Raw genomic sequence first — 19,835 nt, forward strand, 5'->3', positions numbered from 1 at the left:
ATGCGGGCTGGGGGCGTCACGACCGATCATCCGCTCGAGCGGCTGATTTTCTTTTCCGACGCGGTGTTCGCGATCGCGATAACCCTGCTGGTTATCGAAATTCACGTCCCGGATGTGGCCGACGCGCGCGCGGCGGGTGGCTATGGCAATGTCCTTCTCGAAACGACGCCCAGCTTCTTTGCGTTTCTGATCAGCTTTGCCGTGATCGCGCGGTTCTGGGCAGGGCACCACGCTGCTTTCAGTATGCGCGCGCGGTTCGACAAGTCGCTGCTGATCCCCAACTTCATATTGTTGTTGTGCATCGCATTCATGCCGTTTTCGACAGCATTTCTCGCCAAGAACCTCGGTCAGTTCGTGCCCGCATTATTCTATAATGTCAGTTTGCTCGCTCTGGCGACGGCCAGTTTGTGGGTCGTACATCTCGCCACGCGCGCAGATGACCGATTGCCGAACGCCGATCCGCTGGATGTGCGGATGTTGCACGCGCGGGGCATCGCGGTGGCGCTCGGCGCATTGATCGCCATCGCGCTGACCTTCGTCGATCCCCGGTTCAGCCAGGTCGGCTTGGTTTTTGCGCCGATGGGCCGGTTCTTCGTGCGCCGCCCGGTCGCCGCGTGACGCTCAACCTTCGCTGAGCGTCACGAGCAATTCATTGCGCCGCAGCGGTCCCGGCATCATCGGCGAGTTATAGGCGGCGTGCTCGGCTTTCGCCTCGTGCGGATACCCCTTCAACTGCAGCCAGGACCGCAGCGCGCCTTCCTTGTTATCGAGCAATGCCTCGGTGCATGAGCCGTTGAAGCGGATCGCTGCCGCGCGGCGCGGCGGGTGGGTTTCCAGCGTCACACCCTGCGGCGCCGCGGGCAGATCGCCCTTGGCCTTGCCCCCGGGCATCAGGAACCGCATCGTCCAGCCATCCTTGATCGATCCGGCCGTGGTCACCGGCGTCGTCATCGCCAGCCGCTCACCCGGGCGCGACTTGGCAAAGATATAATCCGCGAGTGTACGGAAGTTACGCTCCATCGCGTCGCGGCGCGGACCACGCGAAGACGTCGCGGCGGTCGTCGTCGCCGGATATTCGCGCACTTCGAAATCGCCATCCTGTTCGACCACGCGATAATCCGGCTGCTCGGCGCGCGAACTGCGCCACAGGAACAGTGCCGCACCAATCCCGGCAATCAGCCCCGCGCCGATCGCAGCGCGCTTTGGCGTCACTTCCGGCATTTCGGGCAGTTTTATCTCGGGCACTTTGACGGTCGGCAACTTGCTCGCCACTGCGGTGGCGGCGCCGGTGACGGCAGCTTTGGCTTTCGCGGTCCGCGTTGTGACGACGGCGTTCGATTTGGCCGTCGCCTTGGGTTTGGCTGCAGTTTTGGGTTTCGCCGCGGCTTTCGGTTTGGCGGTCGCCTTCGGCTTCGCGACGACCTTTGGTGTGGCGGGTGCTTTTGGAGCGGACGGTGATGCCGCCTTGGCTGGTGTCTTGCTCTTGGCTGGCGCTTTCAGCTTCGCTGCGGTCTCGGCCACTGGAGTCGGTGAGGCGCTTGCAGTGGCGACTGGCGCTTTCGCCGCTTTCCTGGCGCGCGGCTTGGTCGCGGCGGGGGTGCTCTTCACGGCCGCCGAGGCAGGTGTTGGAGCAGCCGCAGCCGCCGGTGTTTCGCCTGCCGCCGGTGCGGTCGCCTTCGTCACGCGCTTCGTCGCCGGCTTTTTCGTCGTCGTCGTGCTGCGTCGCGTGCCGCTCCGCGGTGTCGTGCTGCGCGCCATGATATACTCCCGTCAGGTTCGCTCATTGAATGATGAGCGAGCGTAACGGTTCCCTCGGGCAGGTCTAGCCTTGGGCGGCCAGACGTCCCGAATACAGCATGCGGCCTTGCCCCAGCATCGCCAGAACCTGCGGCAGCATATGCGGCGCGACGGCGAAACAACCCTGACTGCGGCCCAGCTTCCCCTGTGTCGCGATCATGTTTTCGCTGACATAGGGTGCGCCGTGGATCACGATGGCGCGGGGTTCGGCCATGTCATTGGTCGCATCGAGGCCGATCAGGCGCATCGACTGGCCGTGCTCGCCCTCATAGATGTCGCCCGTGCGGAAGACGCCATCGGACGATGCCTCGCTGTCGGGAATGTTCGAAAATCGCTGTAGCCAGCCCGAATGCTCGGGGTCCGACCCCTTGCCGTGTGCGACGAGGTAGGCGTTCATCCGGCCGTCGATCAGGTCGACGATGTGAAAGCGCAATTCCTTCGACTCAACGCTGAAATCCGCGACAGCGATGCGATCGCGCAGCAGGAACTTGTCGGCATGGGTGTTGAGCGCGAGCTTCGCGCGTTCGATGAGCGCGTCACGACTGTTCAGCGCGACCATCGGTTGCGCCGGAGCCAGTCCGTAATTGCCCTCGAATTGCGCAACTGTGGCATGCGCCAGCGTCTTCGGCATGAGCGCCATGCCCAGACCGAACAAGCCTGCCCCAGCGACCTGGCGGCGCGTAAGAACTTGTTTTCCCATGAAATTCATATGGGAAGCCGCCTATTTCCGTTCAACCGGCACGGTTTCGGCGCCGTTGGTCATGGTATCGGTAGATGCTTCGCGATTGCTCCGCGCGGTCATGCCGGTGGCGTCGGCATCGTCCTGCGTCTGCGCCTGTTCGTCGACCGACGGGGCGGGCAACGGCGCTTCGGCCGCCATGTTGGCCGCGTTCATCGCATTGTCGATCGGCATCGCGCTTTCGTCCGGCATGATGTTTTCATACGCATTGTCGGCAACGATATTGACGCTGTTGTCGTCGCTCGGCCCCTCGCGGTGGCATGCGCCAAGCGCCAGGATAGCGACGGACATCATCAAAAACTTCTTCATTGGCCCACCCTGTTCATCGCGACCGCCGTCGCCGTTTCCGCACGCTTCGAAGACGCGGCGATCTTGCCCGCGAGCAACTTGTCCCAGTTATAAGGATCGTCGCGGAACCCTAACGTCCCGTTAGCATTGGCAAACGCCGTCCAGTAAAGCAGGTAAACGGCGACCCGTTCGGGAAGCGCGACGCGCTGCGTCTTTCCGGTGTCGATCATCGCCTGAACCTGGCCGCTCAACTTCGGATCGTCCTTCAGCATGAGCTCGGCCAGATCGACCGGCTTCTGCAATCGGACGCAGCCATGGCTGTCGAGGCGATCGAAACTGTCGAACTTTCCGCGCGACGGCGTGTCGTGGAGGTAGACCGCGAACGGGTTGTCGAAATCGAATTTGAGGCGGCCCAATGCCGAGGTCGGCCCGGCGGGCTGCACCAGCCGCTCGTTGGGCGGGGTACCAACGATCTTGAACCCTTTCGCGAGGATCGCGGCGCGCCCCTTGGGCCACAGTTCCTTGGTCGCAATCGACGACGGCACGTTCCACGGCGGGTTCACCACCACCGAATGGATGCTCGATTGCAGCATCGGCGTTTCATTGCCCGGACGCCCGGTGACGGCGCGCATCGACGTGACGGGACGGTCGCCCTCGAACACCGTCAGCACGGCGGCGGCGATATTCACCTGCACACGGTGCGTCGGCAATTCGCGCGGCAACCAGCGCCAGCGTTCCATATTGGCCATGATCGCCGCGACGCGATCCCCCACCGGCACGTTGAGTGCGGCGAGCGTGTTGGCGTCGAGCCGGCCGGTCGGATTGAGGCCATAGCGTTTCTGGGTGCGCTGGAGGACGTCGACCAGGCTGCCGCTGGCGCCCGGGTCCTCGATCTGGATGCGGGCAATGACGGCGCCGGGTTTCGAACTGGCGGCGAGGATCGGCCAGCCGCCCTTGGCGCGGATCGCCTGATAGGTTTCCAGCCCCTGCTTCAGACCGTCATAACCGGCGTAAGGCGGGCTCAGATCGTTGAAGAAGCCGGGCAGACGATTGCTCGCCGCGGCGGCGGTGAAATCGGCCTGTGGATCCCATGCCGCGGGACGCAGCGCCCAGATGCTGAGGTAATCCTGCGTTGCGAGCCGTCCGGTCTTGAGCGCACGGGCGCGATCGAGCGCGGCGCGGACCAAGGCGTCGCCCGACAAAGCGGCGAGATCGGTGCGTTGCTGGGCTGAACTGATGCCCAACCCCTCGTTCGGCCCTTGCGCCAGCCAGGCCCGCACCTGCTCTTCTTGCCTGGTGCTGATTTTGGGCAGCGGCATTGGCGGAGGAGGCGGCGGGAGGATCGACGCGGGTGGCGGCAATGTGCCGGGCGCGGCGTCGGGCGCGCTGGTCGGCGGCGTCTCCTTTGGCGTGACCGGCACCGCCTGCGGCATCTGCGCATAGGCTTGCGTGGCGAGAAGGGTGAGCGATACCAGGAGGTTGCGGGGTTTCATCGGGTAAACCTTAACACGCATGGCGATTGAACTACAGATTAAGCAGCGACGGATCGCCGCCTTGCGCCGCAATATTCACGCTGATCGCGCGCTCGACCGCATAACGCAGTAAGGCGTGCGGCCCGCCCGCTTTGGGACCGGTGCCCGAAAGCCCTTCGCCGCCAAAGGGTTGCACCCCCACGACCGCACCAATGATAGAGCGGTTGACGTAGATATTGCCTGCGGGAACGAGCTCCTGAACCTCTTCCGCGAACCGGTCGATACGGCTGTGAACGCCGAGCGTCAGGCCATAACCGCGCGCCGCCAGTTTTCCCGCAACCTGCGCCAGATCGGCGGAATCGTAGCGATAGACGTGGAGGATCGGGCCGAACACTTCACGCTCGAGGAAATCGGGCGACGGGACTTCGGCAATGACCGGGCCGAAATAATGGCCGGGGCGGTCGCCGATGTCCTTTTTGTAGAGGACTTTGGCATCGCGCCGCAGCCGCGCCTCATGCTCCTCGAGCATCTTCTGCGCGTCGGCATCGATTACCGGGCCGATATCGGTCGAGGGGTCGGCGGGGTCGCCAACGACTGCCGCGTCGAGCGCGCCCGACAAGGCCTCGATCAACGCATCGGCGCTGTCATGCGGTACATAGAGACAGCGCAGCGCCGAGCAGCGCTGCCCCGCCGAACCGAACGCCGAAGCGACGACGTCGTCGACGACCTGTTCCTTGAGCGCCGTCGTATCGACGAACATGCCGTTGAGGCCACCGGTCTCCGCAATGAACGGCAGGATCGGCCCTTCCCGCGCGGCAATCGTGCGGTTGATCGCCCAAGCGGTGTCGGTGCCACCGGTGAACGCGACGCCGTTGATCCCGTGATGCGCGACCAAAGCCGCGCCGACCGTCGCGCCGTCGCCCGGGAGCAGCGCCAGCAGGTCGGGATCGAGTCCGGCCTTGTGGAACAACCGCACCGCCTCCGCCGCAATCAGGGGTGTCTGCTCCGCCGGCTTCGCCAGCACGGCATTGCCCGCCGCGAGCGCCGCTGCGATCTGGCCAGTGAAAATCGCCAGCGGAAAATTCCACGGGCTGATGCACACGAACACGCCGCGTCCGCGCAGTTCCAGGCTGTTGGTCTCCCCCGCTGGGCCTTTGAGCATTTCAGGACCGGCAAACTGCTTTTCGGCAAGATGGGCGTAGTAGCGGCAGAAATCGACCGCTTCGCGCACTTCGCTGACGGCGTCGTTGAGCGTCTTGCCCGCTTCAGCGGCGAGGATCGCGACCAGCCGGTCGGTATGATTTTCGAGTGTCGCGCCCATCGCCCGCAACACGCGCGCACGCCTGTGACCGCGCTGCGCATCCCAACGGGGCTGGGCCTTGCGCGCCAGATTTACGGCGCGGTCGATGTCGGCGGTCGTCGCTTCGGCAGCGTGACCCAGCATCCGTGACGGATCGGACGGACTGACGACGGGCGCACCGTCGGCACCGGATTTGCCGCCGACGATCGGCCCGGCGGTCAGCCTGTCGAGCACGCGTCCGGCCCGTGCCGCCCAGCCGCGCTGTTCCAGGATGGAATAGTCGCGCCCGATCGGATTGCGCCGTTCCGCACCGTAAAGATGTTCGGGCGTCGGGATTTTGGGATGCGGCCCGGGCTGTGCCTCGACCTGCGCGATCGGGTCCTGCACCACCTGATCGGACGGGACGCGCGCATCGAGCAGCGCATGGACGAAGCTGGTATTCGCGCCATTTTCCAGCAACCGCCGGACCAGATAGGGCAGCAATTCTTCGTGTCCGCCAACGGGGGCATAGGCGCGGACGGTCACCTGCGCGGCGGACTTATACAGCGCCTCACCCATGCCATGCAGCCGCTGACACTCGATCCGCGTACCCTTGCGACTCGCCATCGCCAGCACCGCCGCCAGCGTGTGCGCATTATGCGTCGCGAATTGCGGGTAGAGATCGGGCGACGCCTCGATCAGCGCGTCGGCGCAGACGAGGTAGCTGAGGTCGGTCGCGGGCTTCGTCGTGAACACCGGATAATCGGGCCGCCCGGCGATCTGCGCGCGTTTGATTTCCGAATCCCAATAGGCACCCTTGACCAGTCGGACCATGATGCGCCGGCCGGTCTCCCTGGACAATTTGGCGAGTTCGGCGATCACCGCGCGCCCGCGCTTTTGATACGCCTGCACGACGACGCCGAGGCCGGTCCAGTCGCCCAGTTCGGGCTCGCGCGCCAGCCGGTCGACCATCTTGAGCGAGATCACGAGCCGGTCGGCTTCTTCGGCGTCGATCGCGAAATTGAGATCGTGCCTGGCGGCGATCAGCGCCAACCGTTTCACGCGCGGATACAACTCCTCCCACACCCGTGCTTCCTGCACCGCTTCGTAACGCGGGCTGAGCGCGGACAATTTGACCGACACGCCGTGGCCGTCTTCGGGCGTCAGGCCTGGTCCACGCCCGCGCCCCACCGCCTCGATCGCATCCGCATAGATATGCTCGAACCTTTCGGCATCCGCCGCGGTCCGCGCGCCTTCGCCAAGCATGTCGAAACTGCACATCCAGCCTTCGCGTTTCGACCGCTTCAACGCGGCGTCGATGTCGCGGCCGAGGACGAATTGCTCGCCCATCATCTTGACCGCCGCGCCGACCGCCTGGCGGATCACGGGCTCGCCCATTCGCGCGGTGAGGCGCTTGAGCCAACCGCCGAGGTCCGCCTTCGCCTCGGGTTCGACGTCGATCAGCTTGCCGGTGAGCATCAATCCCCAGGTCGAGGCATTGACGAACAAGTTGTCCGACCCGCCGAGGTGCGAGCCCCAATCGGCATCGCCGATCTTTTCGGCGATCAACCGGTCGCGCGTGTCGGCGTCTGGCGTTCGCAGCAGCGCCTCCGCCAGGCACATCAGCGCCAGTCCTTCGCGCGTGCCGAGCGAGAATTCCTGCAGGAAACTCTCGACCACACCTTGCTTCTTGGTCGCCGCGCGCGCGCCCTCGACCATGCGGATCGCGTCGGCGACGATCGATGCGCGTTCGACCCGCGAGAGCGGCTGCGCCACGAGCAGTTCGTGCACCGCGAGCGCCTCATCCTGATATTTAAGGTCGTCGAGCGCGTCCCAGCGCGTTGGTTCGGTCAGCATCCATGCCATCTAGTGGCGCGCGCCATGCCGCGCTAGCACTGCCGCCATGAAGCACATCCTCCTCGCCACCGCCCTGATCGCCGCCCCCGCCATGGCCAAATTGTCCGCACCCGAAGTGACCATGACCAAGACCGTCGATGCGGACTATGACCGCACCGTCGCGCTCCTCGAAAAACTGGTGAACCAGAATTCGGGCACCCTGAATCTTGCCGGCGTCGATGCGGTCGGCAAGATGATGCGCGCCGAATTCGAGCCGCTGGGCTTCACCGTACGCTGGGTGCCGCAGGGTCAGGCCAAGCGTGCCGGGCATCTGATCGCGACGCATATCGGCAAGGCGGGTACCAAAAAACTCTTGTTGATCGGTCATCTCGACACCGTTTTCGAACCCGACTCGGGGTTCCTCAAATTCGAGCGTAGCGGCGACATGGCACATGGTCCCGGTGCCGGGGACGACAAGGGTGGCTTGGTCGTGATCGTGTCGGCATTGCGGGCCATGAACGCGGCGGGGACGCTCAAGGCCGCCAATATCGAAGTCGTGATGACCGGCGACGAAGAGGATTCGGGCGATCCGCTGAGCGTATCGCGCAAGGACCTGATCGAAGCGGGCAAGCGCGCCGATATCGCTCTGGATTTCGAAGGGCTGGTGGTCATCGACGGGCAGGATTGGGGTTCGATCGCACGGCGCAGCGCAGGGAGCTGGACGGTCAGCGCGACGGGGACTTCGGCCCATTCGTCGGGCGTGTTTTCCAAAGAGGCGGGCTATGGCGCGATCTACGAATTGGCGCGCATCCTCGACGATTTCCGCCGCGAGCTGTCCGAGACCAATCTGACGTATAATGTCGGGTTGATCGCGGGTGGCCAGACCGCAACGCTCGACGCCGGGCAGGTTCGCGCCGAAGCGACGGGCAAGACCAACATCATTCCACCGATCGCCGTGGCGCGCGGCGATCTGCGTGCGCTCAGCAACGACCAGATCGCGCGGACACAGGCCAAGATGCGCGCGATCGTCGCCCGACATCTGCCCGGCACCGGCGCCACGCTCAGTTTCGACGAAGGCTATCCGGCAATGGCGCCGACCCCGGGCAACGCCGCGCTCCTGACCAAACTCAACGTCGTGAATACCGATCTCGGCCTCAAGGCGATGCCCGCGCTCGATCCGCTCAAGCGCGGCGCGGGCGACATCAGCTTTGTCGCGGGCGATGTCGATGGACTGGCCGGTCTCGGTACCGATTCATCGGGCGATCACACGCCGCGCGAAACGGTCGATCTGGCGAGCATCCGGCGGCAGGCCAAGCGCGCTGCCATCATGATGAGCCGTCTGTCGGCCGAACGCGCTATTGCAAGGTAACCCGGTCTTCGCCGTCGTGGCGGCCGAAGAACTGGAGTAATTGCACGATCGTATCGCAGCGGTCGGCGAGGCTGTCGGTTTCCAGCAAAGCCTGTTTCGCCGCCGCATCGAACGGTGCGATCTGGGCAATGCCGTTGACCAGAGCTTCGTCATCGAGCCGCGCGACCGAGTCCCAATCGACGGCATAGCCATGCGCTTCGGCGAACGTGCGGCTCTCGCTTTCGAGACTCGCGCGGCGTCCCAGACTGAGGTTCACGTCGTCGGGATCTTCGGGCACGATTTCCGCTTCGATCTGGCGAAAGGCGGTGGTCACCTCAAGCTCGCGGCGCACCTTGAACCTCGCGACCCCTTCCAGCATCAGATTGTAACGCCCGCCCTCCAGCGCTTCGAACTGCGCGATCCGGCCGACGCATCCCATATCGAACAGCGGGGGCACATCGCCCGCGCCCCGGGGCTGGATCATGCCGATGCGCCGGTCGCGCGCCATCGCGTCGCTGACCAATGCGCAATATCGCGGTTCGAAAATGTGCAACGGCAAATGCATCCGCGGCAGTAGCAATGCGCCAGCCAGCGGAAAGACCGACAGCCGCTGGACATCGGTGAGCGCCTCGAAACTCATGTGAACAACACTGCGGACAACCGCCGCCGCTGCGCCGAGACCCAAGGGTCCATCAAGCCGACAACGTCGAACAGCTTCAACAATTGCGCACGCGCCGCACCATCGTTCCACTCGCGATCGGCAGCGATGATGTGCAATAGATTGTCGGCCGCGCCGTCGCGCTGGCCCGATCCCATCTGGGCGTTGGCGAGTTCGAACCGCGCCTGATGATCGTCGGGATTGGCGGTTACAGCGGCCTCAAGCGGGCCAAGGTCGCTTGCGGGCACGGCCGTCTTGGCCAGCGCCACGGCGGCGCGCGCACGTTCCAGTGCCGGGTCGTCTGGCGCCCCCGCGAGCATGTTTTCCGCTTCCTCGACACGACCCGCAACCACCAGCGCGCGGGCGAGACCACCCAGCGCGGCGAGATTGTCGGGTGCCAGGTCGAGGATTTGCGCGAAAACGCCAGCCGCACCCTCGCCGTCACCGGCGGACAGCGCCTCCTCCCCGATTGCCAGCAGCGGCTCGATCTGCGCCTGAAGGTCCTGCGCCGCACCCTGCACGGGAAACTGTTTGAGCAACTGGTCGAGCGTCCGCGTCAGTTGGCCCTCCGACCGCGCGGGTGTCAGGTCGCCGACGATCTGACCCTGGAACACTGCATAAACCGTGGGGATCGACTGAATGCGGAATTGCGCGGCGACGACGGGATTCGCGTCAACATCGTATTTGACGAGGGACACGCCCTTCATCGCATAGTCGCCAGCGACTTTTTCCAGCACGGGACCGAGCGCCTTGCACGGCCCGCACCAGGCGGCGGTGAAATAGAGGATGACCAGCCCGGTCATCGACGGTTCGACCACATCCAGCTTGAACTGGTCGATTGCCGCCTTTTCGTCCGCGCTCATGCCCAGCGTCGCCAAGTTCGATAACTCCTTGTCCTTGCGCAAACATGGCGACGACGGCGCGCTGTGCCAAGGGTTGCGTGTGCGGCAACCCACTGCTAGTGGCGCGCCCCTACCCGGCAGGCAGGCCTATAAGCCGCTTCGCCGATGACGCCAGAGCGGGCGTAGCTCAGGGGTAGAGCACGACCTTGCCAAGGTCGGGGTCGAGGGTTCGAATCCCTTCGCCCGCTCCAACGTTATAGTACTGTTTGTCGGACACCGGCTGACCGGTGGCCAGTGCCATGATCGAGGTCAAGCGGCCAATCACCTCTATCGCGACGCCCTTCTCTTGCTCGGACGGGGTCACCTTTACTTGGTCGATCAATGCCCTGAGTTGAGGGATCGCTTCGAGGCGGGCTTCCGGGTTATCAGTCAGCGCAGCATTCAACTTGGCGACCTGACGGCGATAATCGGCAACGACGGCGGGATGCAATACGATCACTGGCAACTGTTGAAGCTGCGAAATCTGCTCGGCCAACTGATCGCGATCGGTTCGGGCTCTGGCGAGAACGTCACGGATTTCAACAAAGTCCTGGGCACCATTGGCGACGGCTTCAACCAACCGTTCGATTTTGGCGACCGCCTCGCCATGCCGCTTTCTTAGGCGATCCCCCTCTCGACCAAGTTCCCTGGTGCGCTTGGCGAACTCAGCGCGATATTCCTCAACGTATATCTCAATGAGGTCCTCGTTGAGCATGTAGTGCTGCAAGCCTTGCAGCACGCGCGTCTCGAGGCGATCGGTCGAGACGATGCGGTTGTTGGCACAGGCGTGCTTCCCGCCCTCCTTATGGCGCGAGCAGCCCCATCGAACACCGCTGTGAATTGTCCAGGTCCCGCCACATGACCCGCAAGAGACGAGACCGGACAGTATATGCTTCGGGCGGCGGTTTTTTTCCGGAGCCCGACTCTGAACCCGACCGAGCACCAATTGCACTCTTTCCCAAAGCGCGTCGTCGACGACTCGCAAGTCGGGAACGTCTTCGATGAGCCAGTCGCTCTCGGGGTTGGCGCGGATGAGATGTGTGCGGGTGCGAGGATCGAGGACCTTGCGGGTGCGGTTGAAGACAAGTTGGCCGATATAAAGCCGGTTCTGGAGGATGCCGTTCTTACGCTTGCGATCACCGTAGATGGTTGAAGCACGCCAAAATCTCGGCCCATTGAGTCGACCGCCCGGTGATTCGATTCCATCCCGGTTGAGCCGCTCCGCGATCGCGCGCGGGGACTGTCCGGCAGCAAATTCCTCGAAAATGCGTCTAACGACTTCTGCTTTCTCCTGATCAACTTCCCGCAACCCCCGAATCAGTTCTCCATGTTCATCAAACCGATTCGCTTTGCGATAGGCATAAGCCAGTCCCGCTGCTGACCGCTTCTGCGATATGGTGCCGCGCTGACCCCGCTTGATCTTCGCCGCTAGGTCGCGACGAAATTGTGCATCCATCAGGCCTCGGAAAGTAGCGGTGATGTCGGTTACTTCACCATCCGACAAGGTGAAAAGCCGAGCGCCGGCGAAAGTGATCCGCTCCCGAATCGTGAACGCGTCCCCCTGATGGCGGGCAATGCGATCTGTCGCCTCCGCCACGACCTGATCGATTCCCCCTGCCTCAATTCTGGCCAGCATCGCGCTTAGCCCCGGCCGGGAGTTCTCATCGATACCTGCGGCCCCACTTATCGCGTAGTCGGTGAAAACCTCGACGATCGACCAGCCCTCGCGCTCGCAACGCTCACGGCACAAGGCGATCTGATCCTCAATCGAGCGCGCGTTCTGCAGGGCGCTCGAGAAGCGCGCGTAAATGACAGACTGCATGTCTAAGCTACCGAAGGACCGGGATCAGGATGCGCGGACAACGCGGACGGCACGCCTGCGACGCTTCGCTCTTTCAATCTGGCCCCGGTGAAAGCGCTATCGAACAATGACAGTATGTTGACGTACAGGTCGGTGGCATGGCCTTCCTCGGCGGGGACCAATCGGGCACCGGCGAGCGTAATGCGTTCCTCGATGGCGGACGCATCACATTTGTGTCGAGCGATACGGTCAGTCGTCGCGACCACGATCCGATCGATGCCGCCGATTTCGACGGTCGACAACATCCCGACACGTCCGGGACGAGGACGGCAGCCATGTCCTGCGCCATCGCCGCCTGCCTGGTCAGTGAAGATTCGGACGACGGGCCAGCCTTCGCGCTCGCAATGCGCGCGGCACAGGGACACCTGGTCGTCGGTCAAGCGTACGTTCGGCGTGATGCAGGAAGCGCGGGCATAGATAACAGCGTTCATGTCTGATCCAATCTGCGGTGTTGAGGGTCACCGAATGTCGACCGGCTCGCCGGATCCGGAAATCTCATCGGTTGAACTGGCGCGTTCCGCGCGCACTGCCGCGACGTCGCGCGCCGCGTTGGCGCGAGCCATCGCCCTGATTAGGTCGACCAGCGCCATTGCGGGGCCTGTTTGGCCGGGTTTCTCGCCAGAGGACATGCGCCATGCATCGCAACAACATGGGCGCAGATGCTTGGGACATTCTAAAAGAAAGTCTGAGTGCAGGGGTTAGGGAGCGATCCGGTTGGGATCCGAAAAAAGGAGCTGCCTGATGCTGCTCATCATCATTGGCTTGTGTGCTTGGCTGATGCTGGCCCATGCCGCCCGTCTGGGCGTCAATGCAATCGCAGTCGCGTACGGCGTCATCCTGGCCCTGAGAGTGCGATGTACTGAGCAGGCAATTCTCGCGTCCGCATCGACGCGAGATCGCTTCATGGCCGAATTCGACCGCAAGCCGACGCGTGGTCAGCGCCGAGCGACACGGAAAAGTTTGACGCTCGCGCTTCAGCAAACCGAGTTCAGGAGCCTCTTTCCCGATATCGCTCATCGGGCGCAGCGCATGGTGAGTGGCAGTGCTTGGAAGAAGACATCTTCTGGTGTTCATCATCTGCCCTCCGAAACGGCTGGCTGGGGCCAGGCGATGCGATACGGGACAGATCCCGTGGCTATGATCAGCGTCTGCCCGAAATACGACGCCACGGGCTCCTCGGTGGCGAGAATTCGCCATCCGCGCCCGCGCCAGGCAACGTGATCGACGATCTCCTCGACCAGCCGCCCTACGGCGGCCGTGGCAAGCGTTTCGGGCAACGCTTCGTCAAGCTGTACTCGCAGTTCCCCGCACCGCGTCTCAAGCCAGACCGGCGCGATCCGCGCCTCGGGTTCTAGCAAGTGATCGACGACCTTCATCGTGACCCAGTTGCCGTTGATGCGATGAAACGTATGTTCGTGCGATGGCGGTTTAGCTCGCTGGTCGGGCGGCAGCCTTGCGATGTAATAGCGTAGCAGGTGATTGTGAGCCGAATGCTTGAATGATCGGCCCGACAGCCGTGGTTGGTGCGGCCATGACTGCGCAGGATCGATCAGTGCCACGGCGGCATCGAGCGTCAGCCCGTCGATCGCGAGCAGCGAGATCAGCAGCGGCGAGGCCGACCTTACAACGTCACTCAGCTCGGCGCGAAATGCCACCGCCGCCTGAGCGTCGCGGGTCGCCTGGATCTCGGCGTAACGTAGCTGCGCCTGCCGTCGGGCCTTTTCCATGCGCCGGACATCGCTGGCGGTGGCCACGTCGCTCATGCAGGGAGATGCGGCTCGCTTAGCGTCACCAGTGGAAAACAGGCGCTTACGGGTCATTTTGACAATCCGCCCGCGCCAATGACGACCGAGAACAGGTGGCGGGTAAGCACGTCGGCGCCCTTGCGGTGCGCGAGCTCGCCCCAGTCGTCCCAGCGGTGTACCCGCTCGGCCAGCCACGCGAACATGTCGTCACGGGACTTGGCATCGGCGAACGACTGCGACCAGGCCACGTTGCGCGTCGGCATGCGGGCGCCGGCCGTCATCCCGGTCAGCGTTACCAAGTAGTGCGTGCCGATCCCTTCGCGCGCGAAGAGGTGACGGCGGAAGCCGATCTCGCGCTCAAACTCTTGGAGCGCACGTTCGCGGGCCTCGGCGTCGATGCCGCAGTTAGCGTTGCTCGCCACCACGACCGCCCCCATCGGCAGCGGCTCGAATTCCGGCTCGCGCGTGACCTGCAGCATCATGAGCACCGATCGGCCGAGCGCGCTCAGCCCGGCGTCGAGGGCGCTCGACCACGGAGAGACGCTGATCCCGTCGGGCGACGTCTCAAGCATGCCGATCGACGCGAGCCAGCAGTGGTGGAACCGCCAGAACATCATGTCCCCGTCGAAGAGGTCGCTCTTCTGCTCCACGACCCCATGCCAGCCGTTGTGAAGCGCGGTCATGACCCGGAGCATCAACTCATGCTGTTCGCGCGCGAAGTGGACCGGCGGGAAGCCGAGTTCGCCCTCCCAAAAGGCGTCCCTTACGCTCCCCCAGACACGACCGCGGTCGTCGACCAATCCGTCGTGTCCAGCGCGCAGCCACCAGCCCCAGGGCAGTTCGCCGATGTGGCGCTCGAACTTAGCCACGGCCACCTCCCCGCCTGGGATCGAGGCCGATCGGCGGAGGCGGCGGTCCGTCGCGCGACGGCGCGGCTTTGCCGTCCGCAATCGCGCGAAGCTGAGCGGCGAGCGAGACCGTTTCGTGCACGACGTAGGCGTCGTCGCGATACACCGCGCCGACCTCAGCCTGGAGGAACTTCGCCTGGCCGTGCACGTCGGCCGGCACGACGTCGTACACTTGGTCGCAGCTGAAGCCGAACCACCAAGCGTCAGCATGTTCGACGCGGTGGTCGGTGGCGTGAACGAGCGGTTCGAAGCGCGGCGGCGGCACGACGCGCACGTGGCAGATGCGGGCCGCCTCGACGACGAGGCCCGGCGTGGGACTGGGGCCGTGTTGGCACAGCCGGGAATACATAAGCCCCCCGTGGACGTCGATACCGAGATCGGGCGGCACCGCCTCGCATTTCCAGCCCCAGATCGGGTGGTCGCGGGGCGCGCCAACGTAGCCGGAGAGGTGGCGGCGGTTGCTGTCACGCAGCATGATGCAGTCGTAGCCAGACGCCTCGTCGCGCCAGCTGACCTTGTCGGCTTCGCCGAGCCGCGCGCCCTCGTCGTCACGCCGGGCCGAGCGGTCGTAGAAGATCTCCTCCGCCGGGACGACGCACCCGCGGGTGGCGTAGCCGAGGCCAGTCACGCGCACGATGCCGTCCTCGCGCGCCACATCGCCCCCGCTGCCGACCAACTTCGCGATGGCCAAGTCAAGGCCAAGCACCGGCCGCAATGCATCGGGCGTGGCGGGCATGACGGCGGGCACCGCCGCTTTGCGCTTCGCGGGCGGCTTACGCTGGCCGGCGGGGACGAGCGCGGTAGATTTGGGATTCTTGGCCATGAGGCAATCCTTCAAACTGCAAGACGTGCTGATGGCGCGCCAGATCGGCGCTGCAGATGTGTTCAATTGCCGCGCGGGAGACGCAGCGATTTGCGCCCGACGAGCAACAGATCATGAGGTGTCCGAGGCCGCGATCTGGCCATCACATTCGGTGACGGGATCCTGCTCGTCTGATTGCCAGGTGATGTGGCGAAGCTCACGGCAGAACGCGCGGATACCGTGCTTGCGCGAGCGATACCACATCGCCTTCGGACAGATTGTGCACACCGTCTTGGGACGACCTTCCGGAGGTAGCGCGCTGATCACTGGTCCCACCTCGCTCACCGCGCTCCCCCCTGCCGTCGACCGGAGGGACCACTGCAGACGCGCACGGGATGTCGCCCATCTCGCCGGAGAGGGGCTGCGCATGAGGTACTGCCGATTATGTATGCGCTCGTTCGAACCGGGGAGCGGCTCGCCACAGTTGCAGAGCCGAGGCTTGCCATCAGCGGTTGATGATTCGTTGCCGCCCAGAATCCACGCACGAGCGTCGCCAAAAGGGCTTTCTGCCTGGCAGTAGCGCCGAAGATTACCAGCATGAGGCTGTGCGGGGTCTGTTGCGGCTTCCCGCCCTCCCTACCGAACTTCAGGCGTTGGCGGAGAAAGTAAATGTCTGCTACGGGCTTGATGACATCCTGAAAAAACGGGCTATCGATCCGTACCGGCACCAGACATACGATTGTCTTGACGTGGCCGGCCGCCCATTCCTCGTATGATCGGCGCAGCCAATCCAGAGTTCCGGAGAAGGGCGGATTGACGAATGCCAATCCTCCCGACCACGGGTCGGTCAGGCCGTCATCGCCCTGCTCAAGAAAGAAGCGGTGCATGGCAATGACCGGGCTTGCAATATGGGCGCAGGGATCGAGATTCACTGGGCCGAACACCCGGTAAATCACCTGCATGAAATCGGGGGGCGTGAAGCGACTGTCGCGCTCTGCCTTTCGTTCCGCACCCCAATACACGCGCTCTGGCGCGCGCCGCTTCACCTTCGGCGCGATGACGGACAACAGTCGCAGCAGACTCTCTACCGAGCCTCCACCGCTTTCCAGTTCGACGATCCTCTCAGGCGGCAAAGCCGCTTTACTGGCTACAACGTCAAGTGACATGCCGAGTTTCTCCCGACGCTTGCGCAGCTGCTCGGCAAGGCTGGAGGCCGGAGAAAGGACTGTCACTTGAAAGGGCAATGTCCTCATCACGGCGATGAGCGTCGCTACCGGTCCCCTGCCGGCTTCCAGTTTCCTGATAGCGGCAGGCGTGACGTTAGCCATTTCGGCAAGGTTACGAACCGACCGGAAATCGGACAGGCGCGCCTGGATTAGTTCTTCGATCAAGTTGCTACGCGGGACGCCACCGCGGCGAGGCAGGGCCTTATTCGGGGCTGTGCTAGGCCCGATCGATTGCGCAGCATCTTCTGTCTTGCGACGAGCAGAATCGCCCATGGCTGTCTCCTTTGGACATTAAAGTTCAAGGAGACCGCGGCAATCGACAGCCCGATCTTAGGAGCCCATTTCCTAGCTCATCCGTGCCTTCCCGTAAGGACGGCGACCCAATCGCATCGACAACGATTGGACACTAACGCATCGATTCTGCGCTTTTATTGCCGTATCTACCTCCACTCGCAGGTGGATCGAAAGCGTCTCGGCTCAGTGTGTTACCACACGGTCTTGGCTGCACCAAAGCAGGACGCGGGTCAAGAGCTTTGTTCAGGTATTCCGGTACGTTGCTCCGGTTCGGAACGCTGGCTCGCTACTTACCGGAATTGCAGTTCTTTCAATGGACCGCGTTTGGCTCAAATTGGGCCCCGGCAGAATCGCAGCTCGACGCCTTCTTCTCCTCCTTCCAGCTGGACGGCATGGGTCCCAAGGATGATCTGCGCACCAAGATCAATCGCATTTACACCGGCACGATCAGCGACCTCGAACGTGGACAGAGCGCCGAAATGCTTCTCGGCTCAAGCAATCCGAGCGTGAGGCACACCATGCCAGACTCTTCTGTGACGATCGATCCACAGTCAGCACGGCCAATGGTGGATCCAAACCGCAAATATTAGGTGAGCCGGCCGGAAATTAGTTAAAAATGCGGGCTGCTCGTTAATCGACGGCAGCTTTCAGTGCCCCCATGCGCCAAGGCAAACGACCGAATTTGGGCGCGAAGCGACCGTTACATAGTCTACAGCAAGATCTGGCCGCTGGCGATGTACAACCTCCCGCGATGTAAATCCGGCAGCTAGTCGTGCATGATTTTCGCGGCTGCGCTGTTTGTCGTGCCATGTCCGTAGCCCGGGCGGCGTACGGTATTACCTAGTCGCCGCACGATGCTTGGCTTTCGGTGGAGCTGCTGAATCGCGTAAGCTATCTGTGGGTTACCGCTGACCGGGCCGATGGCACAGGCAAGATCGCAAACGACGCGCGCGGTTTCGTCCGACCAGGACGAGCGTGTGAACATCGGCCCGAACGCGCGGCGCAGGATGCCGAGCGACTGGCGCATCAGTTTGCGAAACCGGGCATGCGGAGCGCGGTGGAGCCTGCCGCCGCGTCGAACGTCGATGAACATACGCCAGAACCCGGCATCGCGCGTCGGCGTCAGCCACATGGTGGGATCGAACCGGGCACCCGAGCCGCCACGCCCGCGTGGCGGCACACACAGTTTCGCCATCTTCAGCCCGACTTTGCGTTTGCCGTCGAGTGCGACTTCGGCGCCGGCGAACCTGCGCGATCCCTCACTGTATTTCGTGGAAGCGGCAACCAGATCCGCCTGCATGGCGGGATCTGCGCTGGCCCGCATCGCCGAGGCGAGCGCGACCAGTTGCGACCGGGTCGATGTCGATGCGGTATTCGCCTGCCTATTGGATGGCAGGTTGGGCACGCGCTTGGTCGGATAGACGTCGCGCACGCCGTCGACCGCGATCAGCGGCAGCACGGCATTCGTCTGCCCATACCAGCGGAACAGTGTGTGATCGCGCAGCAGCGGGCGCTTGCGCTCGACGGGCGGCTTTTCGCCATCCCTTGAAGCCGGCAGCGGAGGCAGCACGAACACCTTGGCCATGATTTCGCGCACCTGGGAATGATCGCCGAAGCCGCGAGCCGGCCCCGGCGGCACGCCGCGCGCCGCCGCCCATAGCGGATAGCCGGCCGGCAGGCCCGCGATCTGGCTGGCGGTGCGATCCACCACAAAATCCCGCAATGCGCCCGATGAGAAGCAGGCATATTCGAGCCAGCGATAGATCTCGCGCAACTCGTCCGGCTTAAGCCATGACGACAGCGGAAGGCTCGACCGCAGCGCATCGACAAAATCCGGCCGGTTGATGATCACGCGCGCCCGGGCCAGATGGCGCATGATGAGATGCGCGCGCTCGAGCTCGGCGAGGATCATGAACCCGTGGATCAACCCATGTCGGAATGGACTATCCTCAACGATCGAGAGAAGCGGCTTCCACAGCTTGCGGGCAAGCTCGAACTCGTTGCTCAACAGTAAGACCCAGGCTTCGGGGCATTGTACACGCATGGTCGCAGTCGTCTCGAACAGCCATGTCGGCGAGAACCGGAACAGGTCCATGAGCGTCTGGTCGCAAACCGGGCCGAGCCCGGTGACCTTCTCGACATAGGCAGTGTAGTCCTGGAGCGTCAGCGGCAACCGGTACAGCTGACCGGCGGACGCTTTGCCGAGCTTGGCCTGTAGCGTTGGAGAGAAGCACAGTTTGGCATAGCGCCCACCGGTCGGCAACGGCCAGCCGCCCATGCCCGGCTCGCCGTCATAGTCGAGGCCTGCGACGAGATATCGATCGATCCGCTTGACCAACGTTGGGGTAATCGTCTTGGCCGCGAAGATATCGGCGCGACCGTGCAGCAAGTTGAGGAACCGGTGGCGCAGTGCGAGTGCGTCGAGCTCGGTGACTATAATACTAAACATCGACCATCTTGTAGGAGTGGGCGCCGGAATCGTAAAACCGGTAGCCGTTTTTAATGCGTAGAATCGAACCGGCACCACTTGCGAGGTGCCGGCACGGTTCGTGGATCAGTGGCGGAACAGCACAACAAGCATTAGAGCGGATTCCGTTCAGTCTGGATCATAACCGCACGAACTGAAGTAATTGGCGCATTCGGTGGGCTGGAAGATATCGACGAGCCTGCCGATCAGGTCCCACAGGCCCAAGACGGTTCG

Annotated in this window: 20 protein-coding genes, 1 tRNA gene and 2 pseudogenes; 6 read left to right on the forward strand and 17 right to left on the reverse strand. The window is 63.6% G+C overall.

The genetic code is table 11. The annotated features are described in order from the left end of the window. Positions 1-618 carry a TMEM175 family protein gene (locus ACM9ME_RS05250; RefSeq protein ID WP_415642388.1) on the forward strand — a complete coding sequence of 206 codons (618 nt, stop codon included), beginning with the start codon at positions 1-3 and terminating at the stop codon, positions 616-618. A gap of 3 nt (positions 619-621) precedes the next feature. On the opposite strand, the gene ACM9ME_RS05255 is transcribed toward ACM9ME_RS05250, so the two are convergent. Continuing rightward, positions 622-1,521, reverse strand: coding sequence for an SOUL family heme-binding protein (locus ACM9ME_RS05255; RefSeq protein WP_415642389.1), 900 nt, complete (start codon positions 1,519-1,521; stop codon positions 622-624). A gap of 22 nt (positions 1,522-1,543) precedes the next feature. Here ACM9ME_RS05255 and ACM9ME_RS05260 point away from each other — a divergent pair, with 22 nt between their 5' ends. Beyond that, positions 1,544-1,804: a hypothetical protein gene (locus tag ACM9ME_RS05260; RefSeq protein WP_415642390.1), complete on the forward strand. Its 261-nt coding sequence runs from the start codon at positions 1,544-1,546 to the stop codon at positions 1,802-1,804. Positions 1,805-1,822: 18 nt separating this feature from the next. Here ACM9ME_RS05260 and ACM9ME_RS05265 read toward each other — a convergent pair whose 3' ends face one another. The 4 genes from ACM9ME_RS05265 to putA form a co-directional block, all read right to left on the reverse strand. Next, positions 1,823-2,428, reverse strand: coding sequence for a murein L,D-transpeptidase catalytic domain family protein (locus ACM9ME_RS05265; protein WP_415642415.1), 606 nt, complete (start codon positions 2,426-2,428; stop codon positions 1,823-1,825). Between the two features lie 90 nt (positions 2,429-2,518). Then, positions 2,519-2,845 (reverse strand): hypothetical protein, encoded by a 327-nt coding sequence (locus ACM9ME_RS05270; RefSeq protein ID WP_415642391.1) that lies wholly within the window; start codon positions 2,843-2,845, stop codon positions 2,519-2,521. Then, positions 2,842-4,317 (reverse strand): L,D-transpeptidase family protein, encoded by a 1,476-nt coding sequence (locus ACM9ME_RS05275; protein WP_415642392.1) that lies wholly within the window; start codon positions 4,315-4,317, stop codon positions 2,842-2,844. Before ACM9ME_RS05275 ends, ACM9ME_RS05270 begins: the two co-directional genes overlap by 4 nt. Positions 4,318-4,348: 31 nt before the next feature. Then, on the reverse strand, positions 4,349-7,432 hold the full coding sequence (putA, locus tag ACM9ME_RS05280; RefSeq protein ID WP_415642393.1) for a bifunctional proline dehydrogenase/L-glutamate gamma-semialdehyde dehydrogenase PutA: 3,084 nt from the start codon (positions 7,430-7,432) through the stop codon (positions 4,349-4,351). Positions 7,433-7,478: 46 nt separating this feature from the next. Between putA and ACM9ME_RS05285 the strand changes: the two genes are divergently transcribed. Next, positions 7,479-8,780, forward strand: a complete 1,302-nt coding sequence (locus ACM9ME_RS05285) for a M20/M25/M40 family metallo-hydrolase (protein WP_415642394.1) — start codon at positions 7,479-7,481, stop codon at positions 8,778-8,780. On the opposite strand, the gene ACM9ME_RS05290 is transcribed toward ACM9ME_RS05285, so the two are convergent. Together ACM9ME_RS05290 and ACM9ME_RS05295 are read right to left on the reverse strand one after the other, a co-directional pair. Beyond that, a complete protein-coding gene (locus ACM9ME_RS05290) occupies positions 8,767-9,399 on the reverse strand; it encodes an LON peptidase substrate-binding domain-containing protein (protein ID WP_415642395.1) in 633 nt (210 codons plus the stop codon). The genes ACM9ME_RS05285 and ACM9ME_RS05290 overlap by 14 nt on opposite strands. Beyond that, positions 9,396-10,280 carry a tetratricopeptide repeat protein gene (locus tag ACM9ME_RS05295; protein WP_415642416.1) on the reverse strand — a complete coding sequence of 295 codons (885 nt, stop codon included), beginning with the start codon at positions 10,278-10,280 and terminating at the stop codon, positions 9,396-9,398. The genes ACM9ME_RS05290 and ACM9ME_RS05295 overlap by 4 nt, the downstream gene beginning before the upstream one ends. 155 nt (positions 10,281-10,435) lie before the next feature. Between ACM9ME_RS05295 and ACM9ME_RS05300 the strand changes: the two genes are divergently transcribed. After that, positions 10,436-10,510: transfer RNA gene (locus ACM9ME_RS05300), tRNA-Gly, on the forward strand. Positions 10,511-10,650: 140 nt separating this feature from the next. After that, positions 10,651-10,920, forward strand: a complete 270-nt coding sequence (locus ACM9ME_RS05305; protein WP_415642396.1) for a hypothetical protein — start codon at positions 10,651-10,653, stop codon at positions 10,918-10,920. 162 nt (positions 10,921-11,082) lie between these two features. Here ACM9ME_RS05305 and ACM9ME_RS05310 read toward each other — a convergent pair. From ACM9ME_RS05310 to ACM9ME_RS05345, 8 genes and pseudogenes are all read right to left on the reverse strand, one after another. Further along, positions 11,083-12,120: pseudogene (locus ACM9ME_RS05310) on the reverse strand (recombinase family protein); the annotation flags it as partial. Between the two features lie 2 nt (positions 12,121-12,122). Then, the gene (locus ACM9ME_RS05315) at positions 12,123-12,590 is read right to left on the reverse strand and encodes a recombinase family protein (RefSeq protein WP_415642397.1); all 468 of its coding nucleotides are present in this window, start codon (positions 12,588-12,590) and stop codon (positions 12,123-12,125) included. A gap of 27 nt (positions 12,591-12,617) precedes the next feature. Continuing rightward, positions 12,618-12,749: a hypothetical protein gene (locus ACM9ME_RS05320; RefSeq protein ID WP_415642398.1), complete on the reverse strand. Its 132-nt coding sequence runs from the start codon at positions 12,747-12,749 to the stop codon at positions 12,618-12,620. A 483-nt stretch (positions 12,750-13,232) separates the two neighbouring features. Beyond that, positions 13,233-13,922 (reverse strand): hypothetical protein, encoded by a 690-nt coding sequence (locus ACM9ME_RS05325; protein WP_415642399.1) that lies wholly within the window; start codon positions 13,920-13,922, stop codon positions 13,233-13,235. 53 nt (positions 13,923-13,975) lie between these two features. Further along, the gene (locus ACM9ME_RS05330; RefSeq protein ID WP_415642400.1) at positions 13,976-14,773 is read right to left on the reverse strand and encodes a hypothetical protein; all 798 of its coding nucleotides are present in this window, start codon (positions 14,771-14,773) and stop codon (positions 13,976-13,978) included. Further along, positions 14,766-15,635 (reverse strand): hypothetical protein, encoded by an 870-nt coding sequence (locus ACM9ME_RS05335; protein WP_415642401.1) that lies wholly within the window; start codon positions 15,633-15,635, stop codon positions 14,766-14,768. Before ACM9ME_RS05335 ends, ACM9ME_RS05330 begins: the two co-directional genes overlap by 8 nt. Positions 15,636-15,746: 111 nt before the next feature. Next, on the reverse strand, positions 15,747-15,941 hold the full coding sequence (locus ACM9ME_RS05340) for a hypothetical protein (RefSeq protein ID WP_415642402.1): 195 nt from the start codon (positions 15,939-15,941) through the stop codon (positions 15,747-15,749). A gap of 14 nt (positions 15,942-15,955) precedes the next feature. Further along, positions 15,956-17,113 carry a DNA N-6-adenine-methyltransferase gene (locus tag ACM9ME_RS05345; protein WP_415642403.1) on the reverse strand — a complete coding sequence of 386 codons (1,158 nt, stop codon included), beginning with the start codon at positions 17,111-17,113 and terminating at the stop codon, positions 15,956-15,958. 281 nt (positions 17,114-17,394) lie between these two features. On the opposite strand from ACM9ME_RS05345, the gene ACM9ME_RS05350 reads away from it, so the two are divergent. Then, positions 17,395-17,724 carry a hypothetical protein gene (locus ACM9ME_RS05350; RefSeq protein ID WP_415642404.1) on the forward strand — a complete coding sequence of 110 codons (330 nt, stop codon included), beginning with the start codon at positions 17,395-17,397 and terminating at the stop codon, positions 17,722-17,724. Between the two features lie 176 nt (positions 17,725-17,900). On the opposite strand, the gene ACM9ME_RS05355 is transcribed toward ACM9ME_RS05350, so the two are convergent. Together ACM9ME_RS05355 and ACM9ME_RS05360 are read right to left on the reverse strand one after the other, a co-directional pair. Continuing rightward, positions 17,901-19,661 (reverse strand): hypothetical protein, encoded by a 1,761-nt coding sequence (locus tag ACM9ME_RS05355; RefSeq protein ID WP_415642405.1) that lies wholly within the window; start codon positions 19,659-19,661, stop codon positions 17,901-17,903. Between the two features lie 69 nt (positions 19,662-19,730). Continuing rightward, positions 19,731-19,835, reverse strand: a pseudogene (locus ACM9ME_RS05360) (IS630 family transposase); the annotation flags it as partial.

The sequence above is a fragment of the Sphingomonas antarctica genome, from assembly GCF_965137005.1.
GTDB classification, from domain to species: domain Bacteria; phylum Pseudomonadota; class Alphaproteobacteria; order Sphingomonadales; family Sphingomonadaceae; genus Sphingomonas_O; species Sphingomonas_O antarctica.